Origin of the sequence: Empedobacter sp. UBA5987, from assembly GCF_002429865.1 — a bacterium.
Taxonomy (GTDB): Bacteria; Bacteroidota; Bacteroidia; order Flavobacteriales; family Weeksellaceae; genus Empedobacter; species Empedobacter falsenii_B.
Genome location: NZ_DJBB01000048.1, coordinates 1 through 15,066, shown reverse-complemented (window position 1 = coordinate 15,066; position 15,066 = coordinate 1). Strand labels below are relative to the sequence as shown.

The 15,066-nt window shown below is 30.9% G+C and carries 17 protein-coding genes and 1 riboswitch; of the genes, 13 read left to right on the top strand and 4 right to left on the bottom strand.

Annotated features, from left to right (window positions below):
• The first annotated feature begins 6 nt into the window (after positions 1–6).
• Together B3J26_RS08020 and B3J26_RS08015 are read left to right on the top strand one after the other, a co-directional pair.
• Positions 7–1,416: a radical SAM protein gene (locus B3J26_RS08020; RefSeq protein WP_291074085.1), complete on the top strand. Its 1,410-nt coding sequence runs from the start codon at positions 7–9 to the stop codon at positions 1,414–1,416.
• A gap of 6 nt (positions 1,417–1,422) precedes the next feature.
• A complete protein-coding gene (locus tag B3J26_RS08015; protein ID WP_291074084.1) occupies positions 1,423–2,043 on the top strand; it encodes an SGNH/GDSL hydrolase family protein in 621 nt (206 codons plus the stop codon).
• A gap of 3 nt (positions 2,044–2,046) precedes the next feature.
• Here B3J26_RS08015 and B3J26_RS08010 read toward each other — a convergent pair whose 3' ends face one another.
• Positions 2,047–2,250 (bottom strand): hypothetical protein, encoded by a 204-nt coding sequence (locus B3J26_RS08010; protein ID WP_291074082.1) that lies wholly within the window; start codon positions 2,248–2,250, stop codon positions 2,047–2,049.
• A gap of 148 nt (positions 2,251–2,398) precedes the next feature.
• A riboswitch (FMN riboswitch) is annotated at positions 2,399–2,526 on the top strand.
• A gap of 131 nt (positions 2,527–2,657) precedes the next feature.
• On the opposite strand from B3J26_RS08010, the gene ribB reads away from it, so the two are divergent.
• From ribB to B3J26_RS07990, 4 genes are all read left to right on the top strand, one after another.
• Entirely contained in the window at positions 2,658–3,320 is a 663-nt protein-coding gene (gene ribB, locus B3J26_RS08005; protein ID WP_114999705.1) for a 3,4-dihydroxy-2-butanone-4-phosphate synthase, read from the top strand.
• A 153-nt stretch (positions 3,321–3,473) separates the two neighbouring features.
• Positions 3,474–4,727, top strand: coding sequence for an MFS transporter (locus tag B3J26_RS08000; protein ID WP_291058866.1), 1,254 nt, complete (start codon positions 3,474–3,476; stop codon positions 4,725–4,727).
• A 78-nt stretch (positions 4,728–4,805) separates the two neighbouring features.
• On the top strand, positions 4,806–5,579 hold the full coding sequence (locus tag B3J26_RS07995; protein WP_291058864.1) for a hypothetical protein: 774 nt from the start codon (positions 4,806–4,808) through the stop codon (positions 5,577–5,579).
• 55 nt (positions 5,580–5,634) lie between these two features.
• Positions 5,635–6,315, top strand: a complete 681-nt coding sequence (locus tag B3J26_RS07990) for a hypothetical protein (RefSeq protein ID WP_291074080.1) — start codon at positions 5,635–5,637, stop codon at positions 6,313–6,315.
• Here the strand turns inward: B3J26_RS07990 and B3J26_RS07985 are convergent.
• Positions 6,312–7,157 carry a glycoside hydrolase family 25 protein gene (locus B3J26_RS07985; RefSeq protein WP_291074078.1) on the bottom strand — a complete coding sequence of 282 codons (846 nt, stop codon included), beginning with the start codon at positions 7,155–7,157 and terminating at the stop codon, positions 6,312–6,314. The two genes, B3J26_RS07990 and B3J26_RS07985, sit on opposite strands and share 4 nt — an antisense overlap.
• Positions 7,158–7,245: 88 nt before the next feature.
• Here B3J26_RS07985 and menA point away from each other — a divergent pair, with 88 nt between their 5' ends.
• Positions 7,246–8,172: a 1,4-dihydroxy-2-naphthoate octaprenyltransferase gene (menA, locus tag B3J26_RS07980; RefSeq protein WP_291074076.1), complete on the top strand. Its 927-nt coding sequence runs from the start codon at positions 7,246–7,248 to the stop codon at positions 8,170–8,172.
• A 17-nt stretch (positions 8,173–8,189) separates the two neighbouring features.
• A complete protein-coding gene (locus tag B3J26_RS07975) occupies positions 8,190–8,870 on the top strand; it encodes a metal-dependent hydrolase (RefSeq protein WP_291074075.1) in 681 nt (226 codons plus the stop codon).
• A 50-nt stretch (positions 8,871–8,920) separates the two neighbouring features.
• On the opposite strand, the gene B3J26_RS07970 is transcribed toward B3J26_RS07975, so the two are convergent.
• A complete protein-coding gene (locus B3J26_RS07970) occupies positions 8,921–9,895 on the bottom strand; it encodes a tetratricopeptide repeat protein (RefSeq protein ID WP_291074073.1) in 975 nt (324 codons plus the stop codon).
• Between the two features lie 132 nt (positions 9,896–10,027).
• Here B3J26_RS07970 and B3J26_RS07965 point away from each other — a divergent pair, with 132 nt between their 5' ends.
• The 4 genes from B3J26_RS07965 to B3J26_RS07950 all read left to right on the top strand — a co-directional run bounded on the left by B3J26_RS07965 (position 10,028) and on the right by B3J26_RS07950 (position 13,454).
• Positions 10,028–11,659, top strand: coding sequence for an ABC-F family ATP-binding cassette domain-containing protein (locus B3J26_RS07965; RefSeq protein WP_291074071.1), 1,632 nt, complete (start codon positions 10,028–10,030; stop codon positions 11,657–11,659).
• 137 nt (positions 11,660–11,796) lie between these two features.
• The gene (locus B3J26_RS07960) at positions 11,797–12,564 is read left to right on the top strand and encodes a helix-turn-helix domain-containing protein (RefSeq protein WP_160279576.1); all 768 of its coding nucleotides are present in this window, start codon (positions 11,797–11,799) and stop codon (positions 12,562–12,564) included.
• 295 nt (positions 12,565–12,859) lie between these two features.
• Positions 12,860–13,048, top strand: a complete 189-nt coding sequence (locus tag B3J26_RS07955; protein WP_280045366.1) for a hypothetical protein — start codon at positions 12,860–12,862, stop codon at positions 13,046–13,048.
• A gap of 100 nt (positions 13,049–13,148) precedes the next feature.
• Positions 13,149–13,454 carry a hypothetical protein gene (locus tag B3J26_RS07950; RefSeq protein WP_280045367.1) on the top strand — a complete coding sequence of 102 codons (306 nt, stop codon included), beginning with the start codon at positions 13,149–13,151 and terminating at the stop codon, positions 13,452–13,454.
• A gap of 32 nt (positions 13,455–13,486) precedes the next feature.
• Here B3J26_RS07950 and B3J26_RS07945 read toward each other — a convergent pair whose 3' ends face one another.
• On the bottom strand, positions 13,487–14,071 hold the full coding sequence (locus tag B3J26_RS07945) for a PhnA domain-containing protein (RefSeq protein ID WP_291063894.1): 585 nt from the start codon (positions 14,069–14,071) through the stop codon (positions 13,487–13,489).
• Between the two features lie 111 nt (positions 14,072–14,182).
• On the opposite strand from B3J26_RS07945, the gene B3J26_RS07940 reads away from it, so the two are divergent.
• Positions 14,183–15,034, top strand: coding sequence for an ATP cone domain-containing protein (locus B3J26_RS07940; RefSeq protein WP_280045369.1), 852 nt, complete (start codon positions 14,183–14,185; stop codon positions 15,032–15,034).
• Positions 15,035–15,066: the final 32 nt, after the last annotated feature.

Here is a 15,066-nt window from a genome sequence, read left to right as displayed (position 1 = left end):
CATACTATGCCAGTTAGAAATTATACGTATTACGATTATACAATTTCACTTTGTCCAGAATGTTTGAAACGAGTTGGTGCAAAAATTATCATTGAAGACGAAAATGTTTTTATGACAAAACGTTGTCCAGATCATGGTTTCTTCAAAACTAAAATTGCAACTGATGTCGATTATTACAAAAACATCAGAAATTATAACAAAGCTTCGGAAATGCCTTTGCATTTTGGGACGGATGTCGAATATGGTTGTCCGTACGATTGCGGTTTGTGTGTAGATCACGAGCAGCATTCGTGTTTATCAATTGTTGAAGTTACGGATCGATGCAATTTGACATGTCCAACTTGTTATGCCATGTCGTCTCCACATTATGGTTCTCATCGTAGTTTGGAGCAGATTGAAGCGATGTTTGACACAATTGTAAAAAATGAAGGCGAACCAGATGTGGTGCAAATTAGTGGTGGCGAACCGACGATTCATCCGCAGTTTTTCGAGATTATGGAAATAGCCAAGTCAAAACCGATTAAACATTTGATGTTGAATACAAACGGAATTAGAATTGCAAATGATCCTGGTTTTGCCGAAAAATTAGCGACTTATGCACCAGATTTTGAAATTTATCTGCAATTTGATTCATTCAAAAAAGAAGTTTTAGAAGATTTTCGAGGAAAAGATTTGACTGATGTTCGAATGAAAGCTTTAGAAAAATTGAATGAATTAAATCTTTCTACAACTTTGGTTGTTGTTCTTCAAAAAGATAAAAATATTGATGAAATTGGGAAGATTATAGAATTTGCGCTCAAACAAAAATGTGTGCGTGGCGTGACGTTTCAACCTGTCGAAATTGCGGGAAGAAATAGAGATGATTCGGCTCACGAAAAAATTACATTGACAGAAGTTCGTCAAGAAATTATTGATCAATATCCACTTTTTAATTCAGATGATATTATTCCAGTTCCTTGTAATCCAGTTGCTTTGGCGATGGGTTATATGCTGAAATTGAATGATGAGATAATTCCGCTTACACGTTATATAATTCCAGCGGATTTGTTGAATAACGAATCGAAAAATACAATTGTTTACGAACAAGATGAACAATTGAAAGTACAATTATTAGACATTTTTAGTACAGGAATTTCGGTTGATAAAGTGCAACCAAAAGTGAATCAATTACTTTGTTGTTTACCAGAAGTTTGTGCGCCCGAATTGGATTTAGATTACGATAATTTGTTCCGAATAATCATTATGAATTTTATGGATGCACATGATTTTGATGTTCGTGCTGTTAAAAAGTCTTGCGTACATATCGTCAACAAAGATTTGAAATTAATTCCATTCGAAACAATGAATTTATTTTATCGTGACGAAAAAGCTGCTTATTTAGAAGAATTGAGAAAAGAGGATAAAGTGTTGTTTTAGATGATGATGACAAATTGCTTATTTTTTGGAGATAGTATTACCTACGGCGAATATGACGGGGTTTTGGGAGGTTATGTAGAAATTTTGAAACGTTATTGCCATGCTGAGTTTTATAATAACAATGTAAACGAAGTCAATTGTTTTAATCTCGGAATAGGAGGAGAGACAACAGAAGGTTTAATGAAACGATTTGAAATTGAGACAAAAGCGCGCTTTTCTCCTGACGAAAATCTAATTTTCTTTTTTTATGGCGCAAATGATTTGGCTTTATCTGAAGGAAAAGAAATTGTTTCGTTGACAGATTTTGAGCAAAATTTGAGTCAAGTTATCTCTCAGGCAAAACGATTTGCTACAGAAATTTATGTGATAAGTATTTTACCAATTTCTAAAAAAGTAGATGGAATAAAAATTCCAGATCGTAAATTTCGTACGACTCAAAAAATTGAATTATACAATCAAAAGCTAAAAGAATTAGCACTTCAAAATCAAATAGAATTTATTGATATTTTCTCACGTTTTAATTCAACTAAAGAAGAATTTCTTTCAAAAGATGGTATTCATCCAAATGAAAAAGGATATCAATTTATCGCAAATCAAATAAAACCGATTGTTGAGAAATATTTGTAAAATCTATTTTTGTTGAATTTGACTTCTGTAATAAGGAATGATATAATCTTTAAAAAATAAAAAAGTCATTGATCCAGCTATACATGTAAATGGAGCGTTTTGGCTTGTTCCAGTTGGTGAGATATAAGAAATTAATAATCCAACTAAATATCCGCATAAAGCGTAATAACCAATTTTCAGAATTATTTTTAATGCTTTGTTTTTCATTTTATTAGTGTTTTAATTAAGATATGGTTTTTATTGATAGTAAACAAAATAATCTTTATTCATTATAAATAACTCATTTTGGTTTTGTAACTTTGTCCACGAAAGTTTATGGTAATTTTTCAAATAAAAAATTAGTATTAACAAACGAAATTTTCTTCGGGGCAAGGCGAAATTCCTTACCGGCGGTTATAGTCCGCGACTCCTTTAACTTTGTTATGGGACTGATTTGGTGAAACTCCAAAACCGACAGTATAGTCTGGATGAGAGAAGAAAATTGAACACAATTGAAAGTCATGAGTGATAAGTGTTAAGTTCTGAGTAAAAAACTCATGACGCACAACTTTGAGCTTATTACTTAATAATGTGTTTCGCCCTGAAGTGATGTTTCATGATAAAACAAAAATCAAATGAAAACAATCACACAATTTGGCTCAACAGCCAATGAAAGAATTGCAAATGCAATAAAAGATCTACAAAACGGAAAAGGAATTTTATTAATTGATGATGAAAATCGTGAAAACGAGGGTGATATCATTTTTCCTGCTTCCACAATTACTGCGCCTGATATGGCTTTATTGATTCGTGAATGTAGCGGTATTGTTTGTCTGTGTCTTACACAAGAAAAAGCAGATGAATTGGAGCTAAATCCTATGGTCGAAAACAATAACTCACGTTTTCATACTGCATTTACAGTAACTATTGAAGCAAAAGAAGGTGTAACAACTGGTGTTTCTGCAGCCGATCGTATACAAACGATAAAAACAGCAATTAATCCAATTGCAAAACCGACTGACCTTAATCGACCTGGACATGTTTTTCCTTTAATTGCTCGTCCAAAAGGCGTTATGGAACGTCGAGGACATACAGAAGGAAGTATTGATATTGTGAAATTAGCAGGTTTAGGAAATGAAGCAGTTTTGTGCGAATTGACAAATGTTGATGGTACAATGGCGAAAGTTCCGCAAATTATAGATTTTGCCGAAAAACATGAAATGACTGTTTTGACAATTGAGGATATTTACGAATATCGTCTTCAATTAGAGGAGAAAAAACAATTAGAATTCGCTTAAATTAAACAATAAAATATATCATAAACTTTCAAAAATCTTCGGGTAGAAATACACGAAGATTTTTTTTGATTTTATACAAATTTATTATCCAAAATCAAGGTAGTTTTGAATAAAATCAATGTACATTTAAAAACTTAAAATTCAAATTACAAAATGACATCAGAGGAGAAAGTTCCGTCCGTTTGGAAAAATAAAGAATTTATTCCATTCATATTTTTAAGGTTTTCCTTAATCTTTGCTTTATTCATTCAGAGTACGTCTGTTGCGTACGAAATTTTTAAAGTCACTCAGAAAGAAATTTTTCTTGGATTAATTGGTTTAGCCGAGTTTTTACCAATTCTTTTAACTGCTTTTTATGCGGGACAATTGGTCGATAAATTGGATAAACAGATGATCTTGGTACGAAGTATTGGTTGTTTTATGACCGCTTCTTTTGTCTTGATGATTGTTAACTTTCCGTCAGTTCGCCAAGCAATCGGAATTCCTGTTTATTTGGGAATCTGTTATTTTGCATTTTTCATTTTAGGATTGACAAGATCCTTTAGCGGACCAGCTTTATTTGCACTTTTAGCCTTAGTTGTCCGTAAAGAAAACTACACAAAAGCAATTCCGCTTTCGTCTTCTGCATTTATGATTGGATCAGTTTTAGGACCTTTGGCAGGAGGAGTTATTTTAGCAAAATTTGGTATTGAAGCCGCTTTGATAACCGCTTTTACAATTATGTGTATTTCGATGGTGATGATATTATTAATTTCTAAAAAACCAGCAGAAATATCAGAATCAGAATCGACAGAATCGCCAATGATACGTATCAAAGAAGGGTTGAGATTTATATGGGGAACACCGATTATCTTAGCTGTTTTGAGTTTGGATATGTTCGCGGTTTTCTTTGGTGGAGCAGAATCGTTGTTGCCAGCTTTCGTTGAAAAAGTATTGAATCAAGGTTCTGAAGCTTTTGGTTTATTACGTTCAGCACATGGAATTGGATCGATTATCATGATGTTTTTCTTGTCAATGATTCCAAGTTTATTGAAAGGAAATGTTGGGCCAAAATTATTGGGAGCAGTCGCAATGTTTGGTGTTTGTATTATCTCTTTCGGATTTAGTCAAAATCTGTATTTATGTTTTGTTATTTTGATGTTTGGAGGTGCTTTTGATGCAATTTCGATGGTAATTCGTCAAAGTATTTTACAAATCAAAACGCCCGAAAATTTGAAAGGTCGTGTTTCATCTGTCAATTCAATATTTGTGAGCTCTTCTAACGAATTAGGAGCTTTAGAAAGTGGAATTGCCGCAACATTTTTAGGATTAGTTCCTGGAATTATTTTTGGAGGAACGATGACAATTTTAACCGTAATTTTAATTGCATTTTTCATCAAACCTATTCGAAAAGTAACCTTAGAATAAAATATTTTACTTAAAAAAATAGACAATAAGGCTTTTGTTAATTTTTAAAGTCTATTTTTGCAATAAACTGTTCAGAAAATGTTTAAATATTTATTAATTGCTTTTTGTAGCTTATTCATAATTTCTTGTTCGACAGATACTTTTGAAGAAGATTTAATTGAATCGAATGAAAATTTGTTTCCAACTGGTTATTTCTCTAATCGCTATTTTGTAGATGATTTATATTCTATTTATTATAGTGATAGTATTCAAATTATTTATGATGAGCAAGATCGTCCAATAGAGAAAAAAGTTAAATCTTATTATTTGCTAAGTGATCAAAAAGTAAATTATATTAATGATTCTGAGTATGAAATTACAGAGAATGGTCAATTAATAGAAAGTGGAACATATCAATTAAAATCATTTTTTAAGCATAAAATTATTCAAAAACTTACATCTGAAAAAAATGGCATTGTAACGAAATATGATTATCAACCAATTGATGGTGATACAGTTTTGACTTCGGTTCAAGAATTTAAAGATAATAGATTAGTTGCTAATGAAACTTATACATGGGACAGAAATAATAAATATCCACATGTAACAAATTTGGATGGTATTGTAAGAACTGATATAATTGACGATGACAATTTGATAAAAACTGTAACAAAATTTGATTATGATGATTACCAAAATCCATTTATTCGATTAGGAATTTTTGATGATATAAATTATAGACATTTATCGTTTAATAATTATACGAAGAAAATAATAAAAGTTTTTGATAAAGATGATAATGAATTAAGTTCCATCGAATATGACAGCAATTTCAAGTATAATAAGAATGGAAAAGTTGACTTAACGAAATAACACAAAGCGAATCAATTGATTCGCTTTTTTGTTATCTTTAAGAAAATAATTATCAATGAAATGTATTGTTTACTTTTTACTTTTAGGATTTGGTTTGTTGAGTTGTAAGCGAGAATTATCTCGAGAAGAACGCGATAAATTGCATCAAGATTCGATTAATCAAAAGATTTTAGCAATGGGAATGAATGCAGATTCTTCGTTTTCTTATAGAAAGTACGAGAAAGATTTAGAAAAAAAATTTGAAGATGATTCTGTAAAACCTGAGTTGATCTTTATCCCTTTTTCTGATTATCAATTTATTTTTTACAACGATTCAGTTACATATTTTTATTATAATAAGTTTCCTTACGATAAAATCTGTGGAACTGAAGCGTTACAGGATTCTAATGATAAAAAAATAACGGAGTTATTTAAAGTGCCTAAGAAAGATTTGGTAAAATTAAATGATAAATCAATATTAGATTTGGTAAAGAATTTAGAAAATGATATTGTAAAATCTGATAAAAGAGTAACAATTGTTTTAGGCGTAAATAAAGATTCAATTAAAAATAAAGAACTTCAAAAATTAAGAGAATATTTAGTTAACACAGATTTCGGATATCAATATCGTCCGCTTTCAACGCGCGAACGTTTGGTAGCCGATGCGAAATTCAATAATACTTCCGAAGATTTTTCTAAAATAAATTGGGATAGTGCTTATCACGAGGATTATAAGAAATTTTATCCAGAAAACTAAAGCGTCAATCCTTCCAAATCATCAATGGTTCCGTTGTAGATGTTCACATCAACTTTATAGCGTTTTACGCCATCTATGGTTGCTTTTTCGGTAAATTGCCAAAAATCCCAATGACCTTTCATTTCTTGCACCCAAAAATTGTAATTGGCGATCCAAATAATGTAACCATCAAAATGATCTTGTAAATAATCTTCGAAATATTTATCCGACGTATAAATAATCGGTTTGATATCGTAATGCTCCTCAACAATTTTGCACCAATTCTTGATTCCTTCCACCAAACGATCCATGGATTGTGTTTTCGGTAAGGTTTCAATATCCAAAACTGGAGGCAAATCACCATTTTCTAATTTTACTTTTGCGATAAAATTTTGTGCTTGTAAAGTCGAATTTTCGTCTGGACGATAAAAATGATAAGCACCACGCAAAATATTATTTTCTTTTGCACCTTCCCAATTATCTTCAAAAGTCTCATCGATAGACGAAGTTCCCATTGTAGAACGGATAAAAGCAAAATTTATCGGATACAAATTGTAAATCGTATGCATTTTCGTCCAATCAATTTTTCCTTGATAATGCGAAACATCAACACCAAAAGTTTTGAGATAATATTTATCCATCACCTCAATATTTCGGATATCAAATTTTGTAACTTTATGATCAACCAATTTTTCACCTTTCAGCGATTTTTCTACAACCGAGAAATAGTAATGAATACCATGGCGATAACGATATGCAAAATAAACAACGCACAAAATCAGCAAACTAATCACATAAGTCGAAAGTTTGATTTTTTTTAATGTATTAAAAATAGATTGTTGTGTTTTCTTTTTACGAGGCATTTTAGTAGTTGAAATAGATAAATTCTATGCAATATTACTTCAATTTTCGATGATAAAAAAAGTAAAATCTTCATTATCTTTGTTCAGTATGAAAAAATGGATATTAGCCGCAAGGCTTCGCACATTACCACTTTCTTTGAGTGGATTATTATTGGCTGGATTTATTGCAAAATCAGAAGGAATCTTTCGAAATGATATATTTTTCTTATCACTTTTAACAACTTTGGCTTTCCAAATTTTATCAAATTTCGCGAACGATTATGGCGATGCGGTAAAAGGAACAGATGCAAATAGAGTAGGAGAACAGCGTGCTGTAGCATCTGGACTGATTACACAAAACCAAATGAAAGTTGCTATCGGAATTATGATTGCGATTTCTTTACTTTGCGTTGCAGCATTGTTGTATGTATCTTTTTATCCAAATGATATGAAATATATTTACATTTTTCTTGGTTTGGGCGTTGCATCTATTTTTGCAGCAATGGCTTATACAATGGGAAAAAAACCATACGGATATATTGGTTTAGGTGATGTTTTTGTGTTCTTATTCTTTGGAATTTTAGCAGTTGCTGGTGGAGAATTTTTATATTCTAAAGTTTTTCAATGGCAAATTTTATTACCTGCAGCTTCGATGGGATGTTGGAGTGTGGCAGTGCTAAATTTGAACAATATGCGAGATGTGAAAAATGATGTCAAAAACAATAAAATTACCGTTGCATCAAAATTAGGTTTTCAAAAAAGTAAATATTACCAAATGGCTTTAATGACGATTCCTTTTGCATTAAGCGCATTATATGTAACGATGTCACCACTTAAACAAGGTAAATTATCTGGTTTTGTATTTTTAATTTTAATCTTTTTTGCGAACGCCATTCGTCGTCAAATTTTCGCAGTAAAAGACCCAAAAGATTTCGATCCATTCTTGAAACAAGTAGCAATGTTAGCTTTATTTTTCGCTGTATTATTAGGATATAGCTTAATCGGTTTCGATTTTATTGATACTTTAATTCGTTAATCACAAAAAAATATATAATGAAAATTCAATACTTAGGACATGCCTCGCTTGCGATTGAAGCAAACGGCAAACACATTGTTGTTGATCCATTTATTACACCAAATGAATTAGCAAAAAACATCGATTTCAAAAGTTTAAAAGCGGATTATATTGTCATTACGCATGCGCATCAAGATCATGTGTATGATGTGGAAGAATTGGCAAAACGAACAGGCGCTTTGATTATTTCGAATGCAGAAATTGCTTCTTATTATTCGGAAAGAGGTTTGAAAGCACACGGAATGAATACGGGCGGTAAATTTAGTTTTGACTTTGGTTCGATTCAATCGACGATTGCATTTCATTCGAGTTCATTTGCTGATGGAACGTATGGAGGAGATCCAAATGGCTACATTATCGAAAGTGAAGGAAAGCGTGTTTACATCGCTGGTGATACAGCTTTGACGTACGAAATGAAGTTGATTCCAGATACAATTGGACAACTTGATTTAGCAATTTTACCAATCGGAGATAACTTTACGATGGGTGCAAAAAGTGCTTCTATTGCGGCAGAATATGTACAAGCAACTAAGGTTTTGGGTTATCATTACGATACATTTCCACCAATTAAAATTGATAAAGCAGAAGCAAAATCTATTTTCTTTTCGCGCCATATTCAATTGATTTTATTAGAAATTGGTGAAGATTTAACAGTTTAAGAAATTCTTTACAACATATTAAAGCTCGAGATTATCTCGAGCTTTTTTTATTATTCTCCAATGTGAATATTATTTTTTTTCAAAATTTCCATAAATTTTTCTTCTTGATTATTCTTTTTCATTGCTTGATATGCAACCGAAATTACCGTTTCTGCATCCGATCTGTATGGCGAATTATTTTCAATGTATTTATTATAGGCTTTGCACATGTAATCTAAACCTTTTTCATATTCTTTAAGATCAACGATATACAAATGACCTAAACCGTAAAAAGTTTCAGGATTGTTTGGATAAATATCTGCAAACTTTTCATAGGCTTCTATTGCCGCAGTATAATTTTTTTGATGTATATAAGCCACTGCAATATTTTGTAATGGCATAGCGCCATAAGGATTGATTTGCAAAGATTTTTGATAAGCTTCTATTGCCTCATCATATCGTTCCAATCTTCTCAAATTTACCCCAAGATTATCCCACGCATAATAAAACTTCGGATCTTCTTTAACCGCATTTGCAAAAAATTCTGCTGCAGATTTCCAATTACTTTCCTTTACAGCTTTCAAACCTTCAGAATAATAATCCAAAGCTTTTCTATTTTCAGAAGGAATTTCATTTTCTAATCCAATTTCACTTGAAGCGATAATATCTCTAAAATTATCGCAATTATCGAATAAATCTGACTCGATTGCTCTGTAATATTTTAGATATTCTCCACTTTTTTCGTTTGTATCAATATTAATTTTGATATCTTTTTTATCCTTTTTCTTTTTACCGTTTGTTTCAATTGAAATAGCACTTAATTTATCAATCATCTGAAAAGCCAGCACTTCTTCATCAATACAAGATTTGATTTTGTCATAAAGCTCTTTTCGATTATATAATTGATTTTGTTCTATTTTATGAAAACATTCACAACTATTTTTAACAGCATTTGCTTTAAATTTATCAAAATCCGATTTTTTTTCTTGTGCAATAGCATTGCTTGCAGAGATTAAACTTATAATTAAAATGTAAAATTTATTCATAATGAGTATTAATGTTTAGATAAATATACAATTTAATCGATTCAGTGGTAAAATAATACGATTCTAAATCCTATTGATAATAATTAATCTTTCTCATTCGATTATCTTTGCTGCAATTATTCGATAAAATATATGATTACAGTTAATGATATTGCCGTTCAATTCGGTTCTTCAACGTTGTTTAGTGGAGTTAGTTTTGTGATAAACGAAAATGACAAAATTGCCTTAATGGGTAAAAATGGTGCAGGAAAATCTACTTTACTTAAGATTGTTGCAGGAATCAATAAACCTTCTTTGGGAAATATTTCAGCACCAAAAGATGCGGTAATTGCATATTTGCCACAACATTTGTTAACCGAAGATAATTGTTCTGTTCGCGAAGAAACGTCAAAAGCTTTTGCCGAATATTTATCAATGAAGAATGAAATTGATAAATTAAATGAGCAATTAACTGTACGAACTGATTACGAAAGTGATGATTATATGAAGCTAATCGAGCGCGTTTCGGAAGTCAGTGAAAAATTTTATTCGATAGAAGAAGTAAATTACGAAGCCGAAGTGGAAAAGGTTTTGAAAGGAATGGGATTTGCGCAAGAAGATTTGGATCGATCAACTTCTGAGTTTTCGGGAGGTTGGCGTATGCGAATCGAATTGGCTAAAATTCTTTTGCGTAAACCAGATTTGATTTTATTAGATGAGCCTACAAACCACTTGGATATCGAATCAATTCAATGGTTAGAGGATTTCTTGAAAAATCAAGCCAAAGCTGTTATGGTGATTTCGCACGACCGCACGTTTGTCGATAATATTACAAATCGCACTATTGAAGTGACAATGGGACGAATTTATGATTACAAAGCAAAATATTCTGATTATTTAGTGTTGCGTCAAGATCGTAGAATTCATCAGCAAAAAGCTTATGATGAGCAACAAAAATTCATTGCTGAAAATAAATTATTTATCGAACGTTTTCGTGGAACTTTCTCTAAAACTGAACAAGTTCAATCGCGCGTTCGAATGTTAGAAAAGTTAGATATTATCGAAGTTGATGAAGTTGATACTTCAGCTTTGAAATTGAAGTTTCCAGCAGCAGCACGTTCTGGACAATATCCTGTTGTAGTCGAAAATTTAGATAAATCATATGGCGATCATATTGTGTTTAAAGATGCGAATATGGTCATCGAGCGAGGACAAAAAGTAGCGTTGGTTGGAAAAAATGGTGAAGGAAAATCAACAATGATTAAAGCAATTATGAATGAAATTGATTTCGATGGAAAATTAGAAATCGGTCATAATGCCCAAATCGGATATTTCGCTCAAAATCAAGCCGCTTTACTAGATGAAGATTTAACTATTTTCGAAACTGTAGACCGAATTGCTGAAGGTGATATCAGAACGCAAATCAAAAGTATTTTAGGCGCATTTATGTTCAAAGGTGATGATATCGATAAGAAAGTAAAAGTGCTTTCTGGTGGAGAAAAAACACGTTTGGCAATGGTAAAATTACTGTTGGAGCCTTATAATGTCTTGATTTTAGATGAGCCAACAAATCACTTGGACATGAAAACAAAAGATATTATAAAAGATGCATTGAAAGAATTTGAAGGAACGGTAATTTTAGTTTCCCACGATCGTGATTTCTTAGATGGGTTGGCAGAAAAAGTTTTCGAATTTGGGAACAAACGTGTCAAAGAACATTTCGAAGATATCAAAGGTTTTCTTGCAACAAAGAAAATGGAAAACTTGAAAGAAATAGAAAAATAAATTCAATTTTAGATATACAAAAAATCCTTTAAATGAGTTTTAAGGATTTTTTTAATGTTTCAAATTACCTTTACATTTAAAGAGATTACGGACTTTCTATTATGAATATTGAATATTACAAGCCGAAAAATAAAATTTTGCAGAAATATGTAGATGGGTATTATTTTATACAAGAGGATAAACAATCTGGAAGTGTAGAATATGAGACATTTCCGAATAATAATATCTTTTATACAATCAATAAAAATACCATTGTGAAAGAGGAAAAAGAGAATATTTTTCTTAGTTCATCTAACGATAATACAATTATTGGTTCTTTGGTTTTGAGTTATTCGAAGCCGATGAGAATTTTTTATACACATTTGTTCGACGAAATCACGATTTGTTTTAAACCATTAGGAATATTTCATTTTGATGTAACTGATTTTAATTCAGAAAGTAAAAAGACATTAATTGATTATAATTTGTTTGAAGATATAACAGAGTTTTCTGCCAAATTATTTGATTTAACGATGAATGAAAAGGCAATTGGATTAGAAAAATATTTGATTTCAAAGTTGATAGAAGTTGATTTATCTTTTATGGAAAATATAATTAGAGATGTTGAAAATGAAATTAAAATCGAAGATATTTCAACTAAATATTCAATTTCAAGGCAATATTTGAATCGAATTTTCAAGAAACATTTAGGGAAATCTCCTTCTGAATATAGAAAAGTATATCGATTCAGAAATTCTTTACTCAATAAAAAAGAAAGTAAAAATTTAACTGAATTGTCATCGAATGATTATTACGATCAATCACATTTTATCAAAGATTTCAAATCAATCACAAAACTAAAACCAAATCAATTTTTTAAGGAAGTTGATTTAGAAAAGGACACACTTTTGAAATTTTTTGATTAGTTTACATTCTTACAATTTTGAATCTTTTTATTAAAATATTTTAGCCAATAAATTATTTTTACATGATCAATAGGAAAAAGATTCACTATTTTACTTATACATTTTGTCGCTATTTTTTAGCAACCATGATTATTTCTTACGCTTTTGCAAAAATTTTTGAAACTCAATTTATATCGCAACCATGTGTTTATGACAAGCCAATTGAAATCTTTCAGGGTTTGAACTTAAGTGGTTTTATTATGGTTATTCATATTGGTATGGTTTAATCTTTGCCTCAACGCAAATTATCAGTTCTTTGCTTCTATTTTTTAGACAAACAACAAGAATTGGTATCATCATTTTCTTAACGTTTATGGTTAATATTTTGCTGATGGATTTTGCTTATGATATTGATGGAGCAAAAGGAATGGCTGTAGTTTTAACCATATTGGCAATATTCGTTTTTTTCTCTGATTATAAAGAATTAATTAAATATTATTCTTAAAACGCCTCCTTTATTTGAGGAGCAAAGAACTGCTAAAATCAATAAAATAAGTAAACTGAAATTTATTTATATACCTCTTGTTTTCATAGGATTCTTTGTTTTGATTATAACGTTAAAAGATAAATTTTTAAGTCAAAATCAATTTTTTGGAGCTTGGGAAAATGTAGAAAATAATGAAAGAATTTATTTTGAATCTGCTAATACATTTCAAAAAGTGAATAATTCTACATTTAAACCAATTAATTCAGGAATGTATGATTTTGAAAAAGATTCAATTTATTTAAAAGTAATTCAAGAAGGAAACAAAAACCCTGAAATTATTCTTAAAGGAAAGTTTAATATCCATAATAATGTATTGAAAATAGAGACTGCTAAAGGAGTTGAAACCTATAAAAGAATTAGATAAAAATAAAAAATCCACTCAACTGAGTGGATTTTTTATGCTTGTTTTTTCACGAACTTCGTTAAAATAACGATTAATTGTCCGTCTACTTTTCCTTCAATTTGTTCGGTATTATCATGAACCAAACGAATATTTCGTACAGCAGTTCCAATTTTTGCATTGATAGAAGAACCTTTTACATCCAAATCTTTAATCAATGTTACGGTATCTCCATTCACCAAAATATTTCCGTTGCTATCCTTGTGCAAATCCACACTTCCGTCACCTTCATGATCTCCAGAAGCTTTTGCCCACTCCATGTTTTCGTCATCCAAATACATCATATCCAAAGCATCAGCAGCCCAAGATTCGTTTCTAAAACGATTTAGCATTCGCCAAGAAAGCACTTGTACGGCAGGAACTTCGCTCCACATAGAAGAAAGTAAAAATGATTCCCAAAATGAAACATCTAATTCCTCTTTCTTTTCAATTTGGTTAATACATTTTTGTGTAATGTAGACATTTCGATCAGGATTACTACTCGCATCAGGATTCACTTCATAAATAGCCAAATTTTCTGTAACTCCCGTCAATTCGCATTGGTTACCACTTCTTTCTTGTAAAAATGTATCTAATTTCATGTATTGATTTTAAAACTTTTGCAAAGATAACCTTTATTTAGAATTTAAACTTTTAAGGTATTTTAATCAGAATTATTTAAATTCGTTAAGAATAAAATTCAACCTTAAAATATGTTAGTAAAGAAAAACTCGGGCGAGTTAATCCCATATGATCCAAAAGCTTTAAAACGTTCGTTAACGAAATCTGGTGCAAAAAAAGAGGAAGTTGAAGAAGTTTTCGAATTAGTTTCGAAAGATCTTTACGACGGAATTCCGACCAGAGAATTGTATCGTATAGCTTTTGCTCATCTTAAAAATTATAGAAATTCGTATGCGGCGCGTTATAGCCTAAAACGAGCTTTGAGAGATTTGGGACCAGAAGGATATTATTTCGAAAAATGGATTGGAAGAGTGATGCAAGCAGCAGGATATCAATCGTTGCATTCGGAAATTGTACAAGGAAATGCGGTGACGCACGAAATTGATGTGGTGGCTTCTAAAGGAGATCAATTGCTTTTCTGTGAATGTAAATTTAGAAATGACGAAGATGCCAAAATTTCGGTGACAACGCCTATGTATTTTTTATCACGAATGAAAGATGTAGAAAGCCATACGTATCATTTTTTTGGACGAGATATGAAACCAACAAAAGGTTTCTTGGTAACGAATGCGTATTTAACGACGGATAGTATAGATTTTGCAAATTATTATGGAATTGGATTGATTTCTTGGGATTATCCTGAAACAAATAGTATCAAATATTTGGTTGATAATGCGGCTTTGTATCCAATTACATGTTTAACGACTTTGACACCAGAGCAAGAAAAAGTTCTTTTGTCGAAAGAATGTATTTTGGTGAAAGATTTACAACAAAATAATAAGTTTTTAGATTCATTAAACTTATCCAATGAACAACGAAACGAAGTTTTGGAAGAAACGAATGAATTATTAGAAATCGAGAATTTCACCTGCGAGATTGCTTAAATTGAAATAAAAGGCAGTATCCCAAAAACTGT

Coding starts and splice junctions, on each gene's coding strand:
- B3J26_RS07945 (WP_291063894.1), bottom strand. CDS start 14,071: ATGAAATTAGATACATTTTTACAAGAAAGAAGTGGTAACCAATGCGAA.
- B3J26_RS08000 (WP_291058866.1), top strand. CDS start 3,474: ATGACATCAGAGGAGAAAGTTCCGTCCGTTTGGAAAAATAAAGAATTT.
- B3J26_RS07940 (WP_280045369.1), top strand. CDS start 14,183: ATGTTAGTAAAGAAAAACTCGGGCGAGTTAATCCCATATGATCCAAAA.
- B3J26_RS08010 (WP_291074082.1), bottom strand. CDS start 2,250: ATGAAAAACAAAGCATTAAAAATAATTCTGAAAATTGGTTATTACGCT.
- B3J26_RS07965 (WP_291074071.1), top strand. CDS start 10,028: ATGATTACAGTTAATGATATTGCCGTTCAATTCGGTTCTTCAACGTTG.
- B3J26_RS08015 (WP_291074084.1), top strand. CDS start 1,423: ATGACAAATTGCTTATTTTTTGGAGATAGTATTACCTACGGCGAATAT.
- menA (WP_291074076.1), top strand. CDS start 7,246: ATGAAAAAATGGATATTAGCCGCAAGGCTTCGCACATTACCACTTTCT.
- B3J26_RS07985 (WP_291074078.1), bottom strand. CDS start 7,157: ATGCCTCGTAAAAAGAAAACACAACAATCTATTTTTAATACATTAAAA.
- ribB (WP_114999705.1), top strand. CDS start 2,658: ATGAAAACAATCACACAATTTGGCTCAACAGCCAATGAAAGAATTGCA.
- B3J26_RS07975 (WP_291074075.1), top strand. CDS start 8,190: ATGAAAATTCAATACTTAGGACATGCCTCGCTTGCGATTGAAGCAAAC.
- B3J26_RS07990 (WP_291074080.1), top strand. CDS start 5,635: ATGAAATGTATTGTTTACTTTTTACTTTTAGGATTTGGTTTGTTGAGT.
- B3J26_RS07995 (WP_291058864.1), top strand. CDS start 4,806: ATGTTTAAATATTTATTAATTGCTTTTTGTAGCTTATTCATAATTTCT.
- B3J26_RS07970 (WP_291074073.1), bottom strand. CDS start 9,895: ATGAATAAATTTTACATTTTAATTATAAGTTTAATCTCTGCAAGCAAT.
- B3J26_RS08020 (WP_291074085.1), top strand. CDS start 7: ATGCCAGTTAGAAATTATACGTATTACGATTATACAATTTCACTTTGT.